The organism is Rhodopseudomonas pentothenatexigens (assembly GCF_900218015.1).
Lineage (GTDB): Bacteria > Pseudomonadota > Alphaproteobacteria > Rhizobiales > Xanthobacteraceae > Rhodopseudomonas > Rhodopseudomonas pentothenatexigens.
Map to the genome: position 1 here is coordinate 283,145 of NZ_UFQQ01000001.1, position 16,289 is coordinate 299,433.

Annotated in this window: 18 protein-coding genes; 4 read left to right on the forward strand and 14 right to left on the reverse strand. The window is 65.5% G+C overall.

Features of this window, described 5'->3' with window-relative positions; translation table 11 throughout:
- Positions 1-69: 69 nt before the first annotated feature.
- Positions 70-2,331 (reverse strand): DNA topoisomerase IV subunit A, encoded by a 2,262-nt coding sequence (gene parC / locus DWA33_RS01355; RefSeq protein WP_114356312.1) that lies wholly within the window; start codon positions 2,329-2,331, stop codon positions 70-72.
- A gap of 9 nt (positions 2,332-2,340) precedes the next feature.
- The gene (locus DWA33_RS01360; RefSeq protein WP_114356313.1) at positions 2,341-2,829 is read right to left on the reverse strand and encodes a winged helix-turn-helix transcriptional regulator; all 489 of its coding nucleotides are present in this window, start codon (positions 2,827-2,829) and stop codon (positions 2,341-2,343) included.
- A gap of 80 nt (positions 2,830-2,909) precedes the next feature.
- On the opposite strand from DWA33_RS01360, the gene DWA33_RS01365 reads away from it, so the two are divergent.
- A complete protein-coding gene (locus tag DWA33_RS01365) occupies positions 2,910-3,785 on the forward strand; it encodes an SDR family oxidoreductase (protein WP_114356314.1) in 876 nt (291 codons plus the stop codon).
- Here DWA33_RS01365 and DWA33_RS01370 read toward each other — a convergent pair.
- The gene (locus DWA33_RS01370; protein ID WP_114356315.1) at positions 3,782-4,375 is read right to left on the reverse strand and encodes a TetR/AcrR family transcriptional regulator; all 594 of its coding nucleotides are present in this window, start codon (positions 4,373-4,375) and stop codon (positions 3,782-3,784) included. The genes DWA33_RS01365 and DWA33_RS01370 overlap by 4 nt on opposite strands.
- Positions 4,376-4,504: 129 nt before the next feature.
- On the opposite strand from DWA33_RS01370, the gene DWA33_RS01375 reads away from it, so the two are divergent.
- Positions 4,505-5,146, forward strand: coding sequence for a glutathione S-transferase family protein (locus DWA33_RS01375; protein ID WP_114356316.1), 642 nt, complete (start codon positions 4,505-4,507; stop codon positions 5,144-5,146).
- A 14-nt stretch (positions 5,147-5,160) separates the two neighbouring features.
- Here the strand turns inward: DWA33_RS01375 and recO are convergent, their stop codons facing one another.
- The 9 genes from recO to rpoZ all read right to left on the reverse strand — a co-directional run bounded on the left by recO (position 5,161) and on the right by rpoZ (position 13,390).
- Entirely contained in the window at positions 5,161-5,913 is a 753-nt protein-coding gene (gene recO, locus DWA33_RS01380) for a DNA repair protein RecO (protein WP_114356317.1), read from the reverse strand.
- A gap of 52 nt (positions 5,914-5,965) precedes the next feature.
- On the reverse strand, positions 5,966-6,367 hold the full coding sequence (locus DWA33_RS01385) for a hypothetical protein (protein ID WP_114356318.1): 402 nt from the start codon (positions 6,365-6,367) through the stop codon (positions 5,966-5,968).
- On the reverse strand, positions 6,364-7,287 hold the full coding sequence (gene era, locus DWA33_RS01390) for a GTPase Era (protein ID WP_167443098.1): 924 nt from the start codon (positions 7,285-7,287) through the stop codon (positions 6,364-6,366). The genes DWA33_RS01385 and era overlap by 4 nt, the downstream gene beginning before the upstream one ends.
- The gene (gene rnc, locus DWA33_RS01395; protein ID WP_114356320.1) at positions 7,280-8,098 is read right to left on the reverse strand and encodes a ribonuclease III; all 819 of its coding nucleotides are present in this window, start codon (positions 8,096-8,098) and stop codon (positions 7,280-7,282) included. The genes era and rnc overlap by 8 nt, the downstream gene beginning before the upstream one ends.
- Positions 8,095-8,853, reverse strand: a complete 759-nt coding sequence (gene lepB / locus DWA33_RS01400; protein WP_114356321.1) for a signal peptidase I — start codon at positions 8,851-8,853, stop codon at positions 8,095-8,097. The genes rnc and lepB overlap by 4 nt, the downstream gene beginning before the upstream one ends.
- A 243-nt stretch (positions 8,854-9,096) precedes the next feature.
- On the reverse strand, positions 9,097-9,537 hold the full coding sequence (acpS, locus tag DWA33_RS01405) for a holo-ACP synthase (RefSeq protein WP_114356322.1): 441 nt from the start codon (positions 9,535-9,537) through the stop codon (positions 9,097-9,099).
- Positions 9,534-10,298, reverse strand: a complete 765-nt coding sequence (locus DWA33_RS01410; RefSeq protein WP_114356372.1) for a pyridoxine 5'-phosphate synthase — start codon at positions 10,296-10,298, stop codon at positions 9,534-9,536. Before DWA33_RS01410 ends, acpS begins: the two co-directional genes overlap by 4 nt.
- Before the next feature lie 147 nt (positions 10,299-10,445).
- Positions 10,446-12,728 (reverse strand): RelA/SpoT family protein, encoded by a 2,283-nt coding sequence (locus tag DWA33_RS01415; protein WP_114356323.1) that lies wholly within the window; start codon positions 12,726-12,728, stop codon positions 10,446-10,448.
- A 269-nt stretch (positions 12,729-12,997) separates the two neighbouring features.
- Positions 12,998-13,390 carry a DNA-directed RNA polymerase subunit omega gene (gene rpoZ / locus DWA33_RS01420; protein ID WP_013502516.1) on the reverse strand — a complete coding sequence of 131 codons (393 nt, stop codon included), beginning with the start codon at positions 13,388-13,390 and terminating at the stop codon, positions 12,998-13,000.
- A 345-nt stretch (positions 13,391-13,735) separates the two neighbouring features.
- On the opposite strand from rpoZ, the gene DWA33_RS01425 reads away from it, so the two are divergent.
- Positions 13,736-14,377, forward strand: coding sequence for a LabA-like NYN domain-containing protein (locus DWA33_RS01425; protein ID WP_114356324.1), 642 nt, complete (start codon positions 13,736-13,738; stop codon positions 14,375-14,377).
- 4 nt (positions 14,378-14,381) lie between these two features.
- Entirely contained in the window at positions 14,382-15,056 is a 675-nt protein-coding gene (locus DWA33_RS01430; RefSeq protein WP_114356325.1) for a uracil-DNA glycosylase, read from the forward strand.
- Positions 15,057-15,183: 127 nt separating this feature from the next.
- On the opposite strand, the gene DWA33_RS01435 is transcribed toward DWA33_RS01430, so the two are convergent.
- Positions 15,184-15,762, reverse strand: coding sequence for a peroxiredoxin (locus tag DWA33_RS01435; protein WP_114356326.1), 579 nt, complete (start codon positions 15,760-15,762; stop codon positions 15,184-15,186).
- 22 nt (positions 15,763-15,784) lie between these two features.
- Positions 15,785-16,258: an SsrA-binding protein SmpB gene (gene smpB, locus DWA33_RS01440; RefSeq protein ID WP_114356327.1), complete on the reverse strand. Its 474-nt coding sequence runs from the start codon at positions 16,256-16,258 to the stop codon at positions 15,785-15,787.
- Positions 16,259-16,289: the final 31 nt, after the last annotated feature.

Here is a 16,289-nt window from a genome sequence, read left to right on the forward strand (position 1 = left end):
GTTCGGGAGCGAGACGGAAAAACGGAAGGACAGCCTGCCTGCGGCCGAGGGTGCAGGCAGGCCGATGCGTCACTCGATGCCGCGGCCGAACTTGTTCGACTTCGGGAAGCCCTTCGGCGGCAGCCGGCCGGCATCGGCGCGGTTGCCGCGCCATTCCGCCAATTCCTTCATCGTCGCGCTGAACTCGCGGCCGGCGGAATCGCGCCAGGACAGGCCCTGCTTCGACGAGAAGGTGGCGACGTCGGACAGGCCGCCGTCCTTGTACTTCTGCAGCCGCACGCCGCGGCCACGGGTCATCTCCGGCACTTGGTCGAGCGGGAAGATCACCATCTTGCGGTTGTCACCGATCACCGCGACCTGATCGTCACCTTCGCTGACGACGGTGAGCGCCCTCGCCTCGTTCGGAACGTCGACGTTGATGATCTGCTTGCCCTTGCGGGTTGCGCCAACGCACTCGTCCTCGTTGACGACAAAGCCCTGGCCGTCATGGCTGGCGAGCAGGAATTTGCGGCCGCCCTTGTGCACGAACACGGTGACGATCGCAGCGTCCTGCTCCATGTCGATGAACATCCGGATCGGCTCGCCATGGCCGCGACCGCCGGGCAGCTTGGCGACGTCGAGCGCGTAGAACCGGCCGTTGGTGGCGAGCAGCAGCAGCTTCGACGTCGTCTCGGCGAAGAACGACTGGCCGAGCTTGTCGTCCTGCTTGAAGTTCAGCCCCGACAGATCCTCGACGTGGCCCTTCAGCGTGCGCACCCAGCCCTTGTCCGAAATCACCACGGTCACCGGCTCGCGCTCGACGAAAGCCTCTTCGATGGCCGCGAGATCGTGCTCCGGCGCGTCGGCGAAGCTGGTGCGGCGCTTGCCGAGCGGTGTCTTCGGTCCGAACATCTCGCGCACCTTGCGCACCTGCTCGCCGACCTTGGCCCACTGCTCGGTCTCGGACTTCAGGATCGCGTTGATGCCCTTCAGCTCGGCGCGGAGATTCTTGTCCTCGGTGCGGATCTCCATCTCTTCCAGCTTGCGCAACGAGCGCAGCCGCATGTTGAGGATCGCTTCGGCCTGGATCTCGGTGAGATTGAAGGTCTTCATCAGCACCGGCTTGGGCTCGTCCTCGGTGCGGATGATCCTGATCACTTCGTCGATGTTCAGGTACGCGATCAGATAACCGCCGAGAACTTCGAGCCGGTGCTCGATCTGCGCCTTGCGATAGTTGGAGCGGCGCAGCAGCACGTCGCGCAGATGGTCGAGCCATTCGCGCAAGCATTCGGCGAGGCCGACCACCTTGGGGATGCGGCCCTTGATCAGGACGTTGAGGTTGAGCGGAATCCGACTCTCCAGTTCGGTCAGCCGGAACAGCGATTCCATCATCAGGGCCGGATCGACGCTGCGCGACTTCGGCTCGATGACGATGCGGACGTCCTCGGCCGACTCGTCGCGGATGTCGCCGACCAGCGGCAGCTTCTTCTCGTTGAGCAGCTCGGCGATCTTCTCGATCAGCCGCGACTTCTGCACCAGCCACGGGATCTGGGTGACCACCACGCTCCAGGCGCCGCGCGCGCCCTCCTCTTGCTGCCAGCGCGCCCGCGTGCGGAACGCGCCGCGGCCGGTCGAATAGGCCTCGGCGATGCTCTCCTTGGAGTCGATGATGATGCCGCCGGTCGGAAAGTCCGGTCCCTTGACGAAGCGCAGCAGCGCCTTCGACTTTGCGTCGGGCTTCTCGATCAGATGCAGCGCGGCGTCGCACAGCTCGGCGGCATTGTGCGGCGGGATTGCGGTGGCCATGCCGACCGCGATGCCCTGGGCGCCGTTGGCGAGCAGGTTCGGGAACCCGCCGGGCAGCACCACCGGCTCCTTGGCCTGGCCGTCGTAATTCGGCCGGAACGCGACGCCGTCCTCGTCGATGCCGTCGAGCAACAGGCGCGCGACGTCGGTCATCCGTGCTTCGGTGTAGCGGTAGGCCGCCGGGTTATCGCCGTCGATGTTGCCGAAATTGCCCTGGCCGTCGACCAGCGGGTAGCGCGACGAGAAATCCTGCGCCAAGCGGACCAGCGCGTCGTAGATCGACTGGTCGCCGTGCGGATGGAACGAACCCATCACGTCGCCGACGATCTTGGCCGACTTCTTGAACGGCGTGCCGGGGTCGAGCCGCAGCAGCCGCATACCGTACAGGATGCGGCGATGCACCGGCTTGAGGCCGTCGCGGGCATCGGGCAAGGCACGATGCATGATGGTCGAGAGCGCGTACGCGAGGTAGCGCTCTTCCAGCGCCTCGCGCAGCTGCACCTCGTGAATCTCGGCCGGCTCCGGCGGAATCAGTCTTTTTCCCATGGCGAGGCATTAGCTCCCGGCCGGGACCGGAGCAAGCGCAACCCGGCCCTCCGGCGCAGCCACCGCGTCTGCGCCGCCGTCGAACCGGACCCGCGCTTTCTCAATGTCCGGAAAATGCTGCTCGGCCCAACCGACCAGCGCCGTCAGCGGCCCCAGCACGGACTCGCCCATCGGCGACAGCCGGTATTCGACGCTGGGCGGCTTGGTCGGGAAAACCTGTCGGGAGACCAGCCCGTCGCGCTCGAGATCGCGCAGCGTCTGGGTCAGCATCCGCTTCGAAATGTCTGGAACATCGCGGAATAAGGCATTGAACCGCATCGGCTTCTCGGCGAGCGCGATGAGCAGCAGGGTGCTCCATTTACTGCCGAGATGATCCAGCACGTTGCGCACCGGGCAGCGCGACGCGTCGAAGCCGAGCTCGCGCCAGGCGGCGTAGCGGTCGGTCAAGGTGGCGCGGTGCGCAGCGACTGTCAGGTTATCTGCAGGTGACCTTGTCACGAAATACTGCCTCCTTACGCGGTCGGCTCAAGGTCTCCATTATAGACCTACCCTCAATCGAACACCACCAGGAGATCCTGATGTCCGCCTCCCGTTTCCTCGTCACCGGCGCCAGCGGCCAGCTCGGCCGGCTCGTGATCGACGGCCTTCTCAAGACCGTCCCGGCTGCCCAGATCGGCGTGCTGGTCCGCAGCGACAAGGCCGCGGCGGAGCTCGCCGCGCGCGGCCTGCACGTTCACAAAGGAGATTACGCCCGCCCCGAGACCCTCACGGCGGCGTTCGCCGACGTCGACCACGCGCTGCTGATCTCCTCCAGCGAGATCGGCCAACGCCTCGTCCAGCACCGCAACGCGATCGAGGCCGCCCGTCGGGCCGGCGTCAAGCTGCTCGCCTACACCAGCCTGCTCCACGCCGACACCTCGCCGCTCGGGCTGGCCCAAGAGCATCGCCAGACCGAAGCCGCGCTGAAAGCCTCCGGCGTGCCGTACGCGCTGCTCCGCAACGGCTGGTATACCGAGAACTACGCGGCCTCGATTCCCGCCGCGCTGGCGCATGGTGCTTTCCTGGGCAGCGCCGGCGACGGCCGCATTGCCTCCGCGGCCCGCGCAGACTACGCCGAGGCCGCCGTCAAGGTGCTGACCGCGGACGCCCCGCCTGCCGGCCGCATCTATGAGCTCGCCGGCGACACCGTCTACACGCTGACCGAATTCGCCGCCGAGCTGAGCCGGCAAAGCGGCAAGACCGTGGCCTATCAGAATCTGCCGGAAGCCGACTACAAGGCGGCACTGGTCGGCGCCGGCCTGCCCGAGCCGTTTGCCGCCCTGCTGGCCGACTCCGACGCCGGCGCAGCCAAGGGTGCGCTGAACGACGCCGGCGGCGAGCTCGGCCGCCTGATCGGCCGCCCGACCACGCCGTTGGCGGCAACCATCGCGGCCGCCTTGGCTGCGCCGCGTTAGCGCTTCCCGATCAGGCCGCGCACCAGCTCAAGCAAGGCGGCTCGCATCTCCTTCTTGAAGCTCCGCCGCGGAGCTGCGAGCTGCTCCAGCACGATGCCGACCACGGCCGAGACGAAGATCCCGGCGTGCAGCGCCGGCGCACGCGACCCGGCTGCGGCCAATGCCAGCTCGGCGCTGCGTCGCCAGGTCTGCTGCCATTCGGCGACGATCGGCCGATAGCGGTCGTCGCGCGCCGCGGCCAGGAACGCCTCGTAGCAGGCGATGTGAATCTCCGCCTCGGCATCGAGCTCTTTGGCGTACCAGCCGACCAGCGCGTCGATCCAAGCCTCGACATCCAGTGCCTCGCTCTGCAGCCGGAGCGCCAGCGCGCGCAGGCGCCTGACCTCCCGAATCAGCGCGAAATTCAGAGCTCCCTCGACCAGCAGGTCTCGGGTACCGAAACGATGGGTGATCGCACCCAGCGACATGCCGATCTCGGCCGCCACGGCCCGATGCGTGACGGCTTTGAGCCCGCTGCGCCCGATCAGGCGCAGCGTTGCCTCCATCACTTCGCGTTCGCGCTCGCTGGTCTCCGGCCCCATCATATCCATCGGTTGACAGCCGCTCGTTTCTCAACAATCATCCAACAGAACAAATGTTCTGCTTTACATTACATGCGTTCCACCGTGGACGACACATCATCCATTCGATGCCACGACACGCAGTTTCCAGGAGGCCGAATGCCGACCTATCGCCTGCACTATTTTCCCGAATCCGGAAACAGCTACAAGCTCGCTTTGATGCTGACGCTGTGCGGCCAGAGCTTCGAGCCGGTCTGGACCGATTTCGGCAGCGGCATCACCCGGACGCCGGAATGGCGTGCGCGCGTCAATGCGATGGGCGAGATCCCGGTGCTCGAAGAGGATGGCGTGCGGCTGACGCAGACGGCGCCGATCCTGCTGCAGCTCGCCGACCGTTACGGCCGGTTCGGCGGCACTGCGGAAGAAAAATTCGAGGTGCTGCGCTGGCTGTTCTGGGACAACCACAAGCTCAGCAGTTATGCCGCGACCTATCGGTTCGCCCGCACCTTCATGCCGTCGGCCAACACCGACGTGCTGGCGTATTTCCGCAAGCGGATCGACGATTACCTGACGATCCTCGGCACGCATCTGCGCGACCATGCTTTCGCGGTCGGCGACAGCCCCACGATCGCCGACATCTCGATGATGGCCTATCTGTCGTTCCCAGACGACGAGACCGGCTTCGACCTTCCTGCCCGCCATCCGGAGGTGCAGGCCTGGCTCGGCCGGCTCGCGGCGCTGCCGGGCTGGCGCCCGCCCTACGACCTGCTGCCCGGCCAGCGGCTGCGGCGCTACGTCTAAGCGGCGCCGCGTGCTCACGGGACCGCGACCCGCGCCATAGCGCGCGCCACCGCATTGATGAACCCCGCGCGGGCGTCGGAATGGCCCTGCCCGCGCGGCTCCAGCACGTTGCGCAGCAGGAACCGACCGGTCAGCGCGAAGCCGTCGAACAGGTCCTGACCGGACCAGCCGCTCTCGCTCTCCGTCTCGTCGTCGCGCAGGAACGGCGGCAGTCGCAGCAGCTTGTCGCGCCACGGTTCGCCCGCGGTGCGCGAGACCGCGCTGCCGGATTTCGGCGAGACGTAGATCAGCTCGGTGGTGGCGCCGGTCGCGGCGCAGGCGGACAGATCGAGGCCGAAGCCGAGCTCGGCCAGAATGGCAAGCTCGAAGCGGATCAGGTGGGCGGCGGCGATACCGAGATCGTCGAAATCATCCAGAGTGAGAATCAGTCGCTGATAAATCTCCTCGTGCGGATCGCGCTCCGGTAGCAGCCGCGCCAGCGATGCCAGATGGGTGACGCCGTACACCGCGTGGGACGACGCCAGCAGCGTCGCGGCGCGCATCTTGGTGGCTTCGAGCTGATAGTAGCCGAGATGTTCGTCGAGCCGCGCCCGCCACGACGCCAAAACGCTGTTGCCGGGCTGCAGCAGCGGCCGCATCCGCGCCGAGGCCGCGCCACGGACCATGCCAAGATGGCGGCCGTGGCTGCGGGTCAGCAGTTCGACGATGGCGCCGGCCTCGCCGTGCCGGCGCACTCCGAGAATGATGCCCTCGTCGCTCCAATCCATCAGCGGATCGTACAGGATTCAGCGTCGGCGCGCAGCCGCCCGGGCCATTGCGTCAGCCGTTGAACCAGCCGCGGGCGTCGCCGGTGTAGGAGAGATAAAGCCCGGCCAGCGTCAGGCCGCAGGATGCGATGTCGATCCACAATCCGGGTTCGATGCCGCTGTCGCTGACGATCTGCGCGAGCGACACCACCGAGAACGCCAGCGAGGCGGTCAGCACCGCCCGCGCCCAATTTTTGCGGGCATGGGCGGCGAGCCAGACCAGATAGGTCAGCAGCATGATCAGGCCGGCCGCAATGGTGTTGGCGGCGGCGACGACCCCGGCCGACATCGTCGGCTCGATCGTGGTGCGATCCTGAAACGCCACCGAGATGCAGTCGAGCATCAGCGACGTCAGAAGCAGCACCTCGAACCAGTACACGTTCCGCGGAAGGCTGGTAGTCGTGCCGGTGGTCATTCCTTGGGAAACTCCAGGCCCATTTCGCGGTAGCGGTCGGGATCGTTGCCCCAGTCTTCGCGCACCTTGACGAACAGGAACAGGTGCACCGGCTGCTCCAGGATCGCGGCGATCTCCTTGCGCGCCTCGGCGCCGATCGCCTTGATGGTGGCGCCGCCCTTGCCGAGCACGATTTTGCGCTGGCTCTCGCGCTCGACGAAGATCGTCTGTTCGATCTTCACCGAGCCATCCTTCCGCTCGGTCCAGGTCTCGGTCTCGACCGTGGACTGGTACGGCAGTTCCTGATGCAGCTGCCGGAAGATCTTCTCGCGGGTGATTTCGGCCGCGAGATGGCGCAGCGGCGCATCCGACATCTGGTCTTCGGGATAATGGAACGGCCCTTCGGGCACCTGCGCGGCCAGCGCCTTGCGCAGATCGTCGACGCCGTCGCCGGTCAGCGCCGAGACCATGAAGGTCCGGTCGAACGCCAGCCGCTGGTTGGCGGCCTGCGCCAGCGCCAGCAGCTTCTCACGGGCGATCAGGTCGATCTTGTTGAGCACCAGCAGTTTGGGCCGGTCGACATTGGCGAGATTGGCGAGGATGTCTTCGGCCTGCTCGTTGATGCCGGCGCGGGCGTCGAGCAGCACGCAGACGATGTCGGCATCATGCGCGCCGCTCCAGGCGGTCTTGACCATCGCGCGGTCGAGCCGCCGCTTCGGCGCGAAGATACCGGGCGTGTCGACCAGGATGATCTGCGCGGCGTCTTCGATCACGATGCCGCGGATCAGCGCGCGCGTGGTCTGCACCTTGCGCGATACGATCGTCACCTTCGAGCCGACCAGCGCGTTGACCAGGGTGGATTTGCCGACGTTCGGCGCGCCGATCAGCGCAACGAAACCGCAGCGGGTTGCGGACGGCGCCGCGTCTTCATGTTCAGCCATCATTGCCGCCTGTGCCGACACCTTCGCGCGCCAGCATCGCCGACGCCGCGACCTTCTCGGCCGCGCGCTTGCTGCCGCCGACGCCCTCGGCCGGCTCGAGGCCCGGCAGCACGACGGCGACGCGGAATTGCGGATCGTGGTGCGGTCCGGTGCGTTCAACCTCGCGATACACCGGCGTCGGCAGGCCGCGGGCCTGCGCCCACTCCTGCAGCACGGTCTTCGGATCGCGCAGCGACCTCGCCGGCTTGCGCATCCGCTCGGTCCAGTTGCGCCGCACGAAATCGGACGCCGCCTCGTAACCACCGTCGAGATAGATCGCGCCGATCACCGCCTCGCAGATGTCGCCCAGCACGGACCTGCGCAGCTTGGCCCCGACCCCCGCCCCCACGGTCCCGAGCTTGATGCCCTCGATCAGATCGAGGCTGCGCGCGACGTCGGCGCAGGTCTCCTTGCGCACCAGGTCTGCCAGCCGTTTCGACAATTCGCCTTCGTCGGCGTTCGGAAACGCGCGGTACAGCATGTCGGACACGATCAGCCCGAGCACGTGATCGCCGAGGAATTCCAGCCGCTGATAGCTGTCGGTGCGACGCGCGGTCTTCAGCGCCGAGACATGGGTGAAGGCGGTGGTCAGCAGCGCAGGATCGGCGAAGCTGTGGCCGAGCCGCTGCTCGATCGCGGCCGCGGTCGCCTTCGACTTGGCCTTGCTGGCCCGGCGCTTCTTCGCAGCCGAAGGCACGGTCGCCGGAGCCTCCTGCGGATGCGGATCTCCGGCTGCCGAAGCCCGATCGACATTGGTCACATCATCGATCATCGCACGATGGTGAAGATGCGGCCCCAGCGCACTGCGGTGGGCCAACGCCAGATCTGCCAGGCGTGCTCGCCTTCGGCGATCGAGAAGAAGATCATCTGCGCCCGGCCGATGAAATTTTCGTAGGGAACGTAGCCGACCGCGGACAGCACGCGGCTGTCGGTGGAATTGTCGCGGTTGTCACCCATCATGAAGAAATGGCCGGGCGGCACGGTGTAGACGTTGGTGTTGTCGTAGAAGCCGTTGTCGACGCAATCCAGCGTCTCGTAGGACACGCCGTTCGGCAGTGTCTCCTTCCAGCGCTTGACCCGCGCGGTCGCTTCCGAGCCGCAAGGATCTTCGCCGACGTAGTCGGCCAGGCGCTCGCGCTCGACCGGCTTGTCGTTGATGTACAACAGCCCCTCACGCATCTGGATGCGGTCGCCCGGCAGGCCGATGACGCGCTTGATGTAGTCGGTGGAGTCGTCCTTCGGCAGCCGGAACACCACCACGTCGCCGCGGTTCGGATCGGAGCCGAAGATCCGGCCCGAGAACAGCGGCGGCGACAGCGGGATCGAATAATGGCTGTAGCCGTAGGAGTACTTGGACACGAACAGATAATCGCCGACCAGCAGCGTCGCCTTCATCGATCCGGACGGGATGTTGAAAGGCTGAAACAGGAAGGTGCGGATCACCAGCGCGATGATGAGGGCGTGAATGACGACTCGGATGGTTTCGCCGATGCCGCTCTCAGATTTGGTTCCGGATGTCACGCTCATCGCTTTCCCGATTCCCGTCGCGGGGAGCCGCGCGGTGGACGACTGGCCTGGTGCGGAGCGGCCCCAGGCTGCGCGAGATGATGCCGGAGCATGGCGACGAAGACCGCCACGACCGGCGCTCGTTCGCCGAGGACTCGACCCCTTGGGGGATTCCGCGCGGTTGTAGACTGTTGTCGCGGCAGGCGCAATCAAGGGTCGCGGCAAAACCCGCTAATCCTATGACGAATCAACCGCTTTTCGGTGTCACGAGGGCGTGGCGCGGCTCCCTGTGACCGCCGCGGGGACCGCCGAGATCACCACAAAAGCCTGCGCCAGTGGCCATTCATCGGTGATCGACAGGTCGATCCGCGCCGTCATGCCCGGAGGCGTCAGGGCGTCGAGCCGGGCTTTGGCGCCCCCGGTCAGCTCCATGGTCGGCCGGCCGCCGGGCATATTGACCACCCCCATGTCGCGCCACCACACCCCTTGCCGGATGCCGGTGCCGAGCGCCTTGGAACAGGCTTCCTTGGCGGCGAACCGCTTGGCGTAGGTGGCGGCGACCAGCTCGGCCTTTTTGGCGCGCCGCTCGGCCTTGGCCCGCTCGGCCTCGGTGAACACTCGATCGAGGAAACGATCGCCGTGACGTTCGATCACCTTGGCTATCCGTGTGATGTCGATCAGGTCGGAGCCGATGCCGATGATCATGCCGCGACCGCCCTGGCGCGGCCCCGCTCCATCGCCGCCCGCATCGTCCGGATGGTCTCGCCGAGCCCGACGAACAGCGCCTCGCCGATCATGTAGAAGCCGATGTTCAGTTCGACGATCTCCGGCAGCGCCGCAATCGTCTCGGCGGTGGCGTAATCCAGGCCGTGGCCGGCGTGAACTTCGAGGCCGGCGGAACGCGCCAGCGCCGCGCCGGCGACGACGCGCTGCCACTCGGCATCGGCCTTCGCCATGTCGCCGTCGTTGACCGCGTCGCACCAAGCGCCAGTGTGGATTTCGATCGCCGGGGATTTCAGCCGCGCCGCCATCTCGATCTGCGCCGGGTCGGCGGCGATGAACAGCGAGGTGCGAATGCCGGCGTCGGTGAAGCGCGCAATTACCGGCGCCAGCGCATTGTGCTGGCCGACAACGTCGAGTCCGCCCTCGGTGGTGAGCTCCTCGCGCCGCTCCGGCACCAGACAGACGGCGTGCGGCTTCACGCCGAGCGCGATCCGCACCATGTCGTCGGTCGCCGCCATCTCGAAGTTCAGCGGCTTGGAGATCTCCGCCTTCAGACGCTGCATGTCGGCGTCGCGGATATGGCGGCGATCCTCCCGCAGATGCGCCGTGATGCCGTCCGCGCCCGCCTCGATCGCCGCGAAGGCGGCACGTAACGGATCGGGATGGCGCCCGCCGCGCGCGTTCCGCAGCGTGGCGATGTGATCGATATTGACCCCGAGACGAAGCGGAGGAGCTTTGGACATCTTGACACTCGCAGCTTTCAATTCAATCGTCATTGCGAGGGGCGAAGCGACGAAGCAATCCAGCTTCGGGTACTTGACCCTGGATTGCTCCGCTTCGCTCGCAATGACGTGGATAGCATCTCGACTCCACCTAAACCACGTCGAGCCTCAGCCGTTGACCCGCTCGACGTGCGCGACGACGTCCTTGGCACGGAGCTGGGCGATGATCGCGCTGAGGTGCTTGAGGTCGTAGACCTCGAGATCGATGGTGAGCTCGGTGAAATCCGGCGAGCGTCGGCTCATGTTGATGTTGTCGATATTGCCGTCGTGCTCGGCGATCACGCCGGCGATCTGGGCAAGGCTGCCGGGCTCGTTGACGTTCTGCACGAACAGCCGGGCCGGGAAGCGCTGCGGCGTGGTCTCGTCGATGTCCCACTTCACGTCGAGCCAGCGCTCCGGCTCTTCCTCGAATTCCTTCAAGGCCGGAGACTGGATCGGGTAGATGGTGATCCCCTCGCCCGGCGTGACGATGCCGACGATGCGGTCGCCCGGCACGGCGCCGCCGTTCGGTGCGAACTTCACCGGCAGGCCGGAATGCAGGCCGCCGATCGGAATGACCGAACTGACCTTGCCGGTCTCGACAGTTTTGCCGACCACCTTGTCGGAAGCTTCCTTCTTGCCGCCGAACCGCGCGATGCGCTCTTCCTTGTAATCCGGGTACATCGCCCGGGCGACGTCGGACGCCTTCATCTCGCCGCGGCCGACCGAGGCCATCACGTCTTCCACGGAGGCGCGCGCCAGCCGCGGCAGCGCGCCTTTGAGCTTGTCGTCGGCGTATTCGATCTTCGCGCGTGCGAACAGCCGCTCGACGATGCGGCGGCCAAGCCCGGCATATTGATCGCGCATCGCCACGCGGGTCGCGCGCCGGATCGCCGCCCGCGCCTTGCCGGTGACGGCGAGAGATTCCCACGCCGCCGGCGGCGCCGACTGTACCGGCGAAGTCAGCACCTCGACCTCGTCGCCGTTCTGCAGCTCCGACGACAGCGGCGCGAACTTGCCGTTGATCTTGCAGCCCACCGCGCTGTTGCCGACATCGGTGTGCACCGCATAGGCGAAATCCACGACGTTGGCCTTGCGCGGCAGTGCGATCAGCTTGCCCTTCGGCGTGAAGCAGAACACCTGGTCGTGGAACAGCTCGAGCTTGGTGTGCTCGAGGAATTCCTCCGGGTTGGAGCTCTCCGACAGCATCTCGATGGTGTGGCGCAGCCAGGCGAACGCGTTGGATTCGCGGTTGAGCAGTTCGGTCGGCGAGCCGACGCCGTCCTTGTAGAACGCGTGCGCGGCGATGCCGTATTCGGCGATCTGGTTCATCTCGCGGGTCCGGAACTGCAGCTCGACGCGCTGCTGACCGGGACCGATCACCGTGGTGTGCAGCGAGCGATAGTCGTTCTGCTTCGGCGTCGAAATGTAGTCCTTGAATCGGCCCGGTACCATCGGCCACGTCGTATGCACCACGCCGAGTGCGCGATAACAGGCCTCGACGTCGTCGAGCACGACGCGAAAGCCGTAGATGTCCGAGAGCTGTTCGAAGCCGACCGACTTCCGCTCCATCTTGGTCCAGATCGAAAACGGCCGCTTGCGCCGCCCGGTGACCTCGGCGGTGATGCCGTGGCGGGCGAGATTGGCGGAGAGCTGGCTTTCAATCTCGCCGATCAGGTTGCGGTTGCGCTCGGCCAGCGCGTCGAGCCGCTGCATCACCACGGTGAAGGCTTCGGGATCAAGGCTGCGGAACGACAGATCCTCGAGTTCCTCGCGCATCTCCTGCATGCCCATCCGGCCTGCGAGCGGCGCGTAGATGTCGAGCGTCTCCTCGGCGATGCGCTGCCGGGCCGCAGGCGGCACGAACTCCAGGGTGCGCATGTTGTGCAGCCGGTCGGCGAGCTTGATCAGCAGCACGCGGACGTCGTCGGCGATCGCCAGCAGCAGCTTGCGCAGATTTTCCGCCTGCTTGGCCTCGCGCGACACCAGCTCGAGCCGCTTCAGCTTGGTGAGGCCTTCGACCAGCGCGCCGATCTCCGGACCGAACATGGTGTCGATCTCGGTCCGGGTCGCCTCGGTGTCCTCGATCGTGTCGTGCAACAGCGCCGCGACGATGGTGGCGTCGTCGAGCTTGAGACTGGTCAGAATCGCCGCGACTTCGAGCGGATGCGAGAAATACGGATCACCGGAGGCGCGGGTCTGCTCGCCGTGCGCCATCATGGCGTACACATACGCCCGGTTGAGCAGATCCTCGTCGGTGTTCGGATTGTACGATCGGACCCGCTCGACCAGGTCGTACTGTCGCATCATCCGGGCACGCGACCGGGGTTTGGAGGTGGCGGTCGGTTCGGCGACGGCGGCTGCTCCGCCCGCCTGCTCCATCTGCTTCGAAATCTGGCGTCCTGACGCCATTCCACCAACCTCTATTGCACCGCAGCAAGACTGATCTTGGCGGCCGCCATCGCGTCCTTGCCTAGCGGGTACATCGAGCTTGTGCCACGAAAAGACGTTGAGCGGCCACAAAAAACCGCGATATCGGCGGAGTTTAGGTCAGGGCAGCAATGCGGCGCCGCAACTCTGCAGCCGGTCGTGGTTAACTACTTCGAAAGACGAAAACGGCCCGGAACTGATCCGAGCCGTTTGCAGAGCATCACACAAATGTGCGCGGGGCACCGAAGCCTTTATTCGTCTTCCTCAGGCTGCTCCTCCGGGGGCGCCAAGCCTTCCAGACCCTTCAGCAGCTCTTCCTCGGTCATCCGCTCCATCGCCACTTCGGTATCGTCGGCGTCGACGCTGGCACCCGCCGAGCCGATCAACGGAACGGTATCCTGTTCGGGCTCATCGACCTCGACAAACTTCTGCAGCGAGTGCACCAGCTCCTCCTTGAGGTCTTCCGGAGAGATCGTCTGGTCGGCGATTTCGCGAAGCGAAACAACGGGATTTTTATCGTTGTCACGGTCGATGGTGAGCGGCGATCCGGACGAGATCATGCGCGCGCGATGGGCCGCCAACAGGACCAGGTCGAAACGGTTGTCGACCTTGTCAATGCAATCTTCCACGGTGACGCGCGCCATGGCCAGTCGCTCCGTTCAATAGGATCAAAATCGGGGTTAGACCGCTACCTATAGGTCGTGAGCAGCTTTCGCAAGCAGCAATTTGTCATTTGGCCGATCGACCCTGCTCTGATAATGCACCAAATGTTCCGGGACGGTCGATAATCAGCCAACTGGGACGAACACGAGTCCGACAACAAAAGGCTTCTTTTCAGAAAGAAAAGTATAGAATACCGGCCGATGCTTCGTGCGGTTGAAGTGGTGCCGGTTGCCCAGCGCGACGGCTATTCGTGCAAAAATTGACTTGAGCTGCGCAGCTATTTCCGTTGCGCCAAAAGGCTGACAACAGACACATGAGAGATCTTGATGTCCACTTCTTCCAATAACAAAATTGCGCTGTTCATCGACGGCGCCAACCTTTACGCAACCGCAAAAACCCTGGGTTTCGATATCGATTACAAGCGGCTGCTGAAGGAATTTCAAAGCCGCGGCAATCTAATCCGCGCCTTTTACTACACCGCGATCATCGAAGATCAGGAATACTCGTCGATCCGCCCGCTGATCGATTGGCTCGACTACAACGGCTACACCGTCGTGACCAAGGCGACCAAGGAGTTCATCGACGCCTCCGGCCGCCGCAAGGTCAAGGGCAACATGGATATCGAGCTTGCGGTCGATGCCATGGAGCTGGCCGAACATATCGACCAGATGGTGCTGTTCTCGGGCGACGGCGACTTCCGCTCGCTGGTCGAGGCGGTGCAGCGCCGCGGCGTCCGCGTCACGGTGATTTCGACGATCTCCAGCCAGCCGCCGATGATCGCCGACGAACTTCGTCGTCAGGCCGACATCTTCACCGACCTGGTCGAGTTGCAATCGAAGATCGGCCGCGACCCGGCGGATCGTCCGCCGCCGCGCGAACCCCGCGAGCCGCGCCACCACGCGCCGCAGTTCCTGCAGCGTTCTACCGCCTTGGCGTCACGCGCCGGGGCTGACGACTTCGAAGACTGAGGCTATGAGCACGACGACGCGGGGCCGGTCGCCCCGCGTCCCCGCCGCCCTCGCCGACCCTGACCGCGACTGCCCGTTCTGCCCGCGCCTCGCCGAGTTCCGCAGCGAGATCCGCGCGCGTGAACCGGGCTGGTTCAACGCGCCGGTGCCCTCGTTCGGCGACGCCGATGCGTCGCTGCTGATCGTCGGTCTCGCACCGGGCGTGCAAGGCGCCAATCGCACCGGCCGGCCATTCACCGGCGACTATGCCGGCGACCTGCTCTACGCCACGCTGATCGATTACGGTTTCGCCAAAGGCCACTATCAGGCGCGCCCCGACGACGGCCTGCGGCTGATCGACTGCCGGATCAGCAACGCGGTGCGCTGTGTGCCGCCGCAGAACAAGCCGTTGCCGATCGAAATCAACACCTGCCGCCGCTTTCTGGTCGCCACGATCGAGGCGATGCCGAAGCTCCGCGCCGTCGTCCTGCTCGGGCGGATCGCGCACGATTCAACGCTGAAGGCGCTCGGACTGCGTGCCGCGCAGGCGCCGTTCGGCCACGGCGCCGTGCACGACGCCGGAAGGCTGCGGCTCTACGACAGCTACCACTGTTCGCGCTACAACACGAACACAGGCGTGCTGACGCCGAAGATGTTTCGCGAGGTGTTCGCGCGGGTGCGCGACGATCTCGACGCTTAGTTGGATCAGAAAGAATTGTCATTGCGAGGAGCGAAGCGACGAAGCAATCCAGAGGCCACACGTTCTGAGGCATCTGGATTGCTTCGCTTCGCTCGCAATGACGGGGATGGGCATCCGCGAGTGCTAACTAGCGTCGATTGGCCCTCAGCCACGCCAGCACGTCGCCGGCGTTCCGATCCGGCGGGAACACCGGATAGAACACCTGGCTGATCCGGCCGTCGTCGATAATCAGCGCCATCCGCTTGATCAAGGTCATACCCGCGACCTGCATGGTCGGCAGCTTCAAGGCGCGCGTCAGTTCAAGCGCTTCGTCGGACAGCACCGCGAACGGCAGGTGCAGCCGGCTCGCCATCTCGGTCTGGTACGCGGTCGACTGTGTCGACAGGCCGAACACGTGATCGGCCCCAGCCGCCTTCAGCTCGGCAAACAGATCGCGAAACGCACACGTTTGCGGCGTGCAGCCGCGCGCGCCGGGGATCATATCCCAGTCGTCGACCGGGGCGATCTTGCCCGGCTCTCCGGTCCGCGGATAGGCAAACACCACGGTGCGCCCTGTCAGATCCGCAAGGATCACGTTGCCGCCATCGGTGGCCGGCAGTGCCACAGCAGGAATCGACGCGCCACGCAGATGCGCGGCGCCGCCATCGTCCACCGGCGCCGGGATTGCGCTCCAATCGACATCCATGATGTTGGGCTGGTTCGCCATCCGAGCCTTCCGGTGATGCCGCTCAGCCGCGGGCGCGCAGCAGGCGGCCCTTTTCGCGATTCCAGTCGCGCTTCTTCTCGGTCTCGCGCTTGTCGTGCAGCTTCTTGCCTTTGGCGAGCGCGAGCTGCAGCTTGGCCCGGCCGCGCTCGTTGAAATACAGCTTGAGCGGGATCAGCGTCATGCCTTCGCGCTCGACCGCGCCGATCAGCTTGTTGATCTGCTTGCGATGCAGCAGCAGCTTGCGCGGCCGTTTCGGCTCGTGATTGAAGCGGTTGGCCTGCAGATATTCGGGAATGTTGGCGTTGATCAGCCAGATCTCGCTGCCGCGGGCGTCCGCATAGGACTCCGCGATCGTGGTCTTGCCGTTGCGGATCGATTTGACCTCGGTGCCGGTCAGCGCGATGCCGGCCTCGATGGTGTCGTCGATCGCGTAGTTGAACCGCGCCTTGCGGTTCTCCGCCACGACCTTGATCGGGCGTTCGTTCTTCTCGGCCATTGGTGGCGTTTCCTGTCGGCGCGATCCCATC

Excerpts from the sequence above, each read along its gene's own strand:
- parC (WP_114356312.1), bottom strand. The coding sequence starts at position 2,331 with ATGGGAAAAAGACTGATTCCGCCGGAGCCGGCCGAGATTCACGAGGTG.
- DWA33_RS01365 (WP_114356314.1), top strand. The coding sequence starts at position 2,910 with ATGTCCGCCTCCCGTTTCCTCGTCACCGGCGCCAGCGGCCAGCTCGGC.
- DWA33_RS01370 (WP_114356315.1), bottom strand. The coding sequence starts at position 4,375 with ATGGATATGATGGGGCCGGAGACCAGCGAGCGCGAACGCGAAGTGATG.
- DWA33_RS01375 (WP_114356316.1), top strand. The coding sequence starts at position 4,505 with ATGCCGACCTATCGCCTGCACTATTTTCCCGAATCCGGAAACAGCTAC.
- recO (WP_114356317.1), bottom strand. The coding sequence starts at position 5,913 with ATGGATTGGAGCGACGAGGGCATCATTCTCGGAGTGCGCCGGCACGGC.
- DWA33_RS01385 (WP_114356318.1), bottom strand. The coding sequence starts at position 6,367 with ATGACCACCGGCACGACTACCAGCCTTCCGCGGAACGTGTACTGGTTC.
- era (WP_167443098.1), bottom strand. The coding sequence starts at position 7,287 with ATGGCTGAACATGAAGACGCGGCGCCGTCCGCAACCCGCTGCGGTTTC.
- rnc (WP_114356320.1), bottom strand. The coding sequence starts at position 8,098 with ATGATCGATGATGTGACCAATGTCGATCGGGCTTCGGCAGCCGGAGAT.
- lepB (WP_114356321.1), bottom strand. The coding sequence starts at position 8,853 with ATGAGCGTGACATCCGGAACCAAATCTGAGAGCGGCATCGGCGAAACC.
- acpS (WP_114356322.1), bottom strand. The coding sequence starts at position 9,537 with ATGATCATCGGCATCGGCTCCGACCTGATCGACATCACACGGATAGCC.
- DWA33_RS01410 (WP_114356372.1), bottom strand. The coding sequence starts at position 10,298 with ATGTCCAAAGCTCCTCCGCTTCGTCTCGGGGTCAATATCGATCACATC.
- DWA33_RS01415 (WP_114356323.1), bottom strand. The coding sequence starts at position 12,728 with ATGGCGTCAGGACGCCAGATTTCGAAGCAGATGGAGCAGGCGGGCGGA.
- rpoZ (WP_013502516.1), bottom strand. The coding sequence starts at position 13,390 with ATGGCGCGCGTCACCGTGGAAGATTGCATTGACAAGGTCGACAACCGT.
- DWA33_RS01425 (WP_114356324.1), top strand. The coding sequence starts at position 13,736 with ATGTCCACTTCTTCCAATAACAAAATTGCGCTGTTCATCGACGGCGCC.
- DWA33_RS01430 (WP_114356325.1), top strand. The coding sequence starts at position 14,382 with ATGAGCACGACGACGCGGGGCCGGTCGCCCCGCGTCCCCGCCGCCCTC.
- DWA33_RS01435 (WP_114356326.1), bottom strand. The coding sequence starts at position 15,762 with ATGGCGAACCAGCCCAACATCATGGATGTCGATTGGAGCGCAATCCCG.
- smpB (WP_114356327.1), bottom strand. The coding sequence starts at position 16,258 with ATGGCCGAGAAGAACGAACGCCCGATCAAGGTCGTGGCGGAGAACCGC.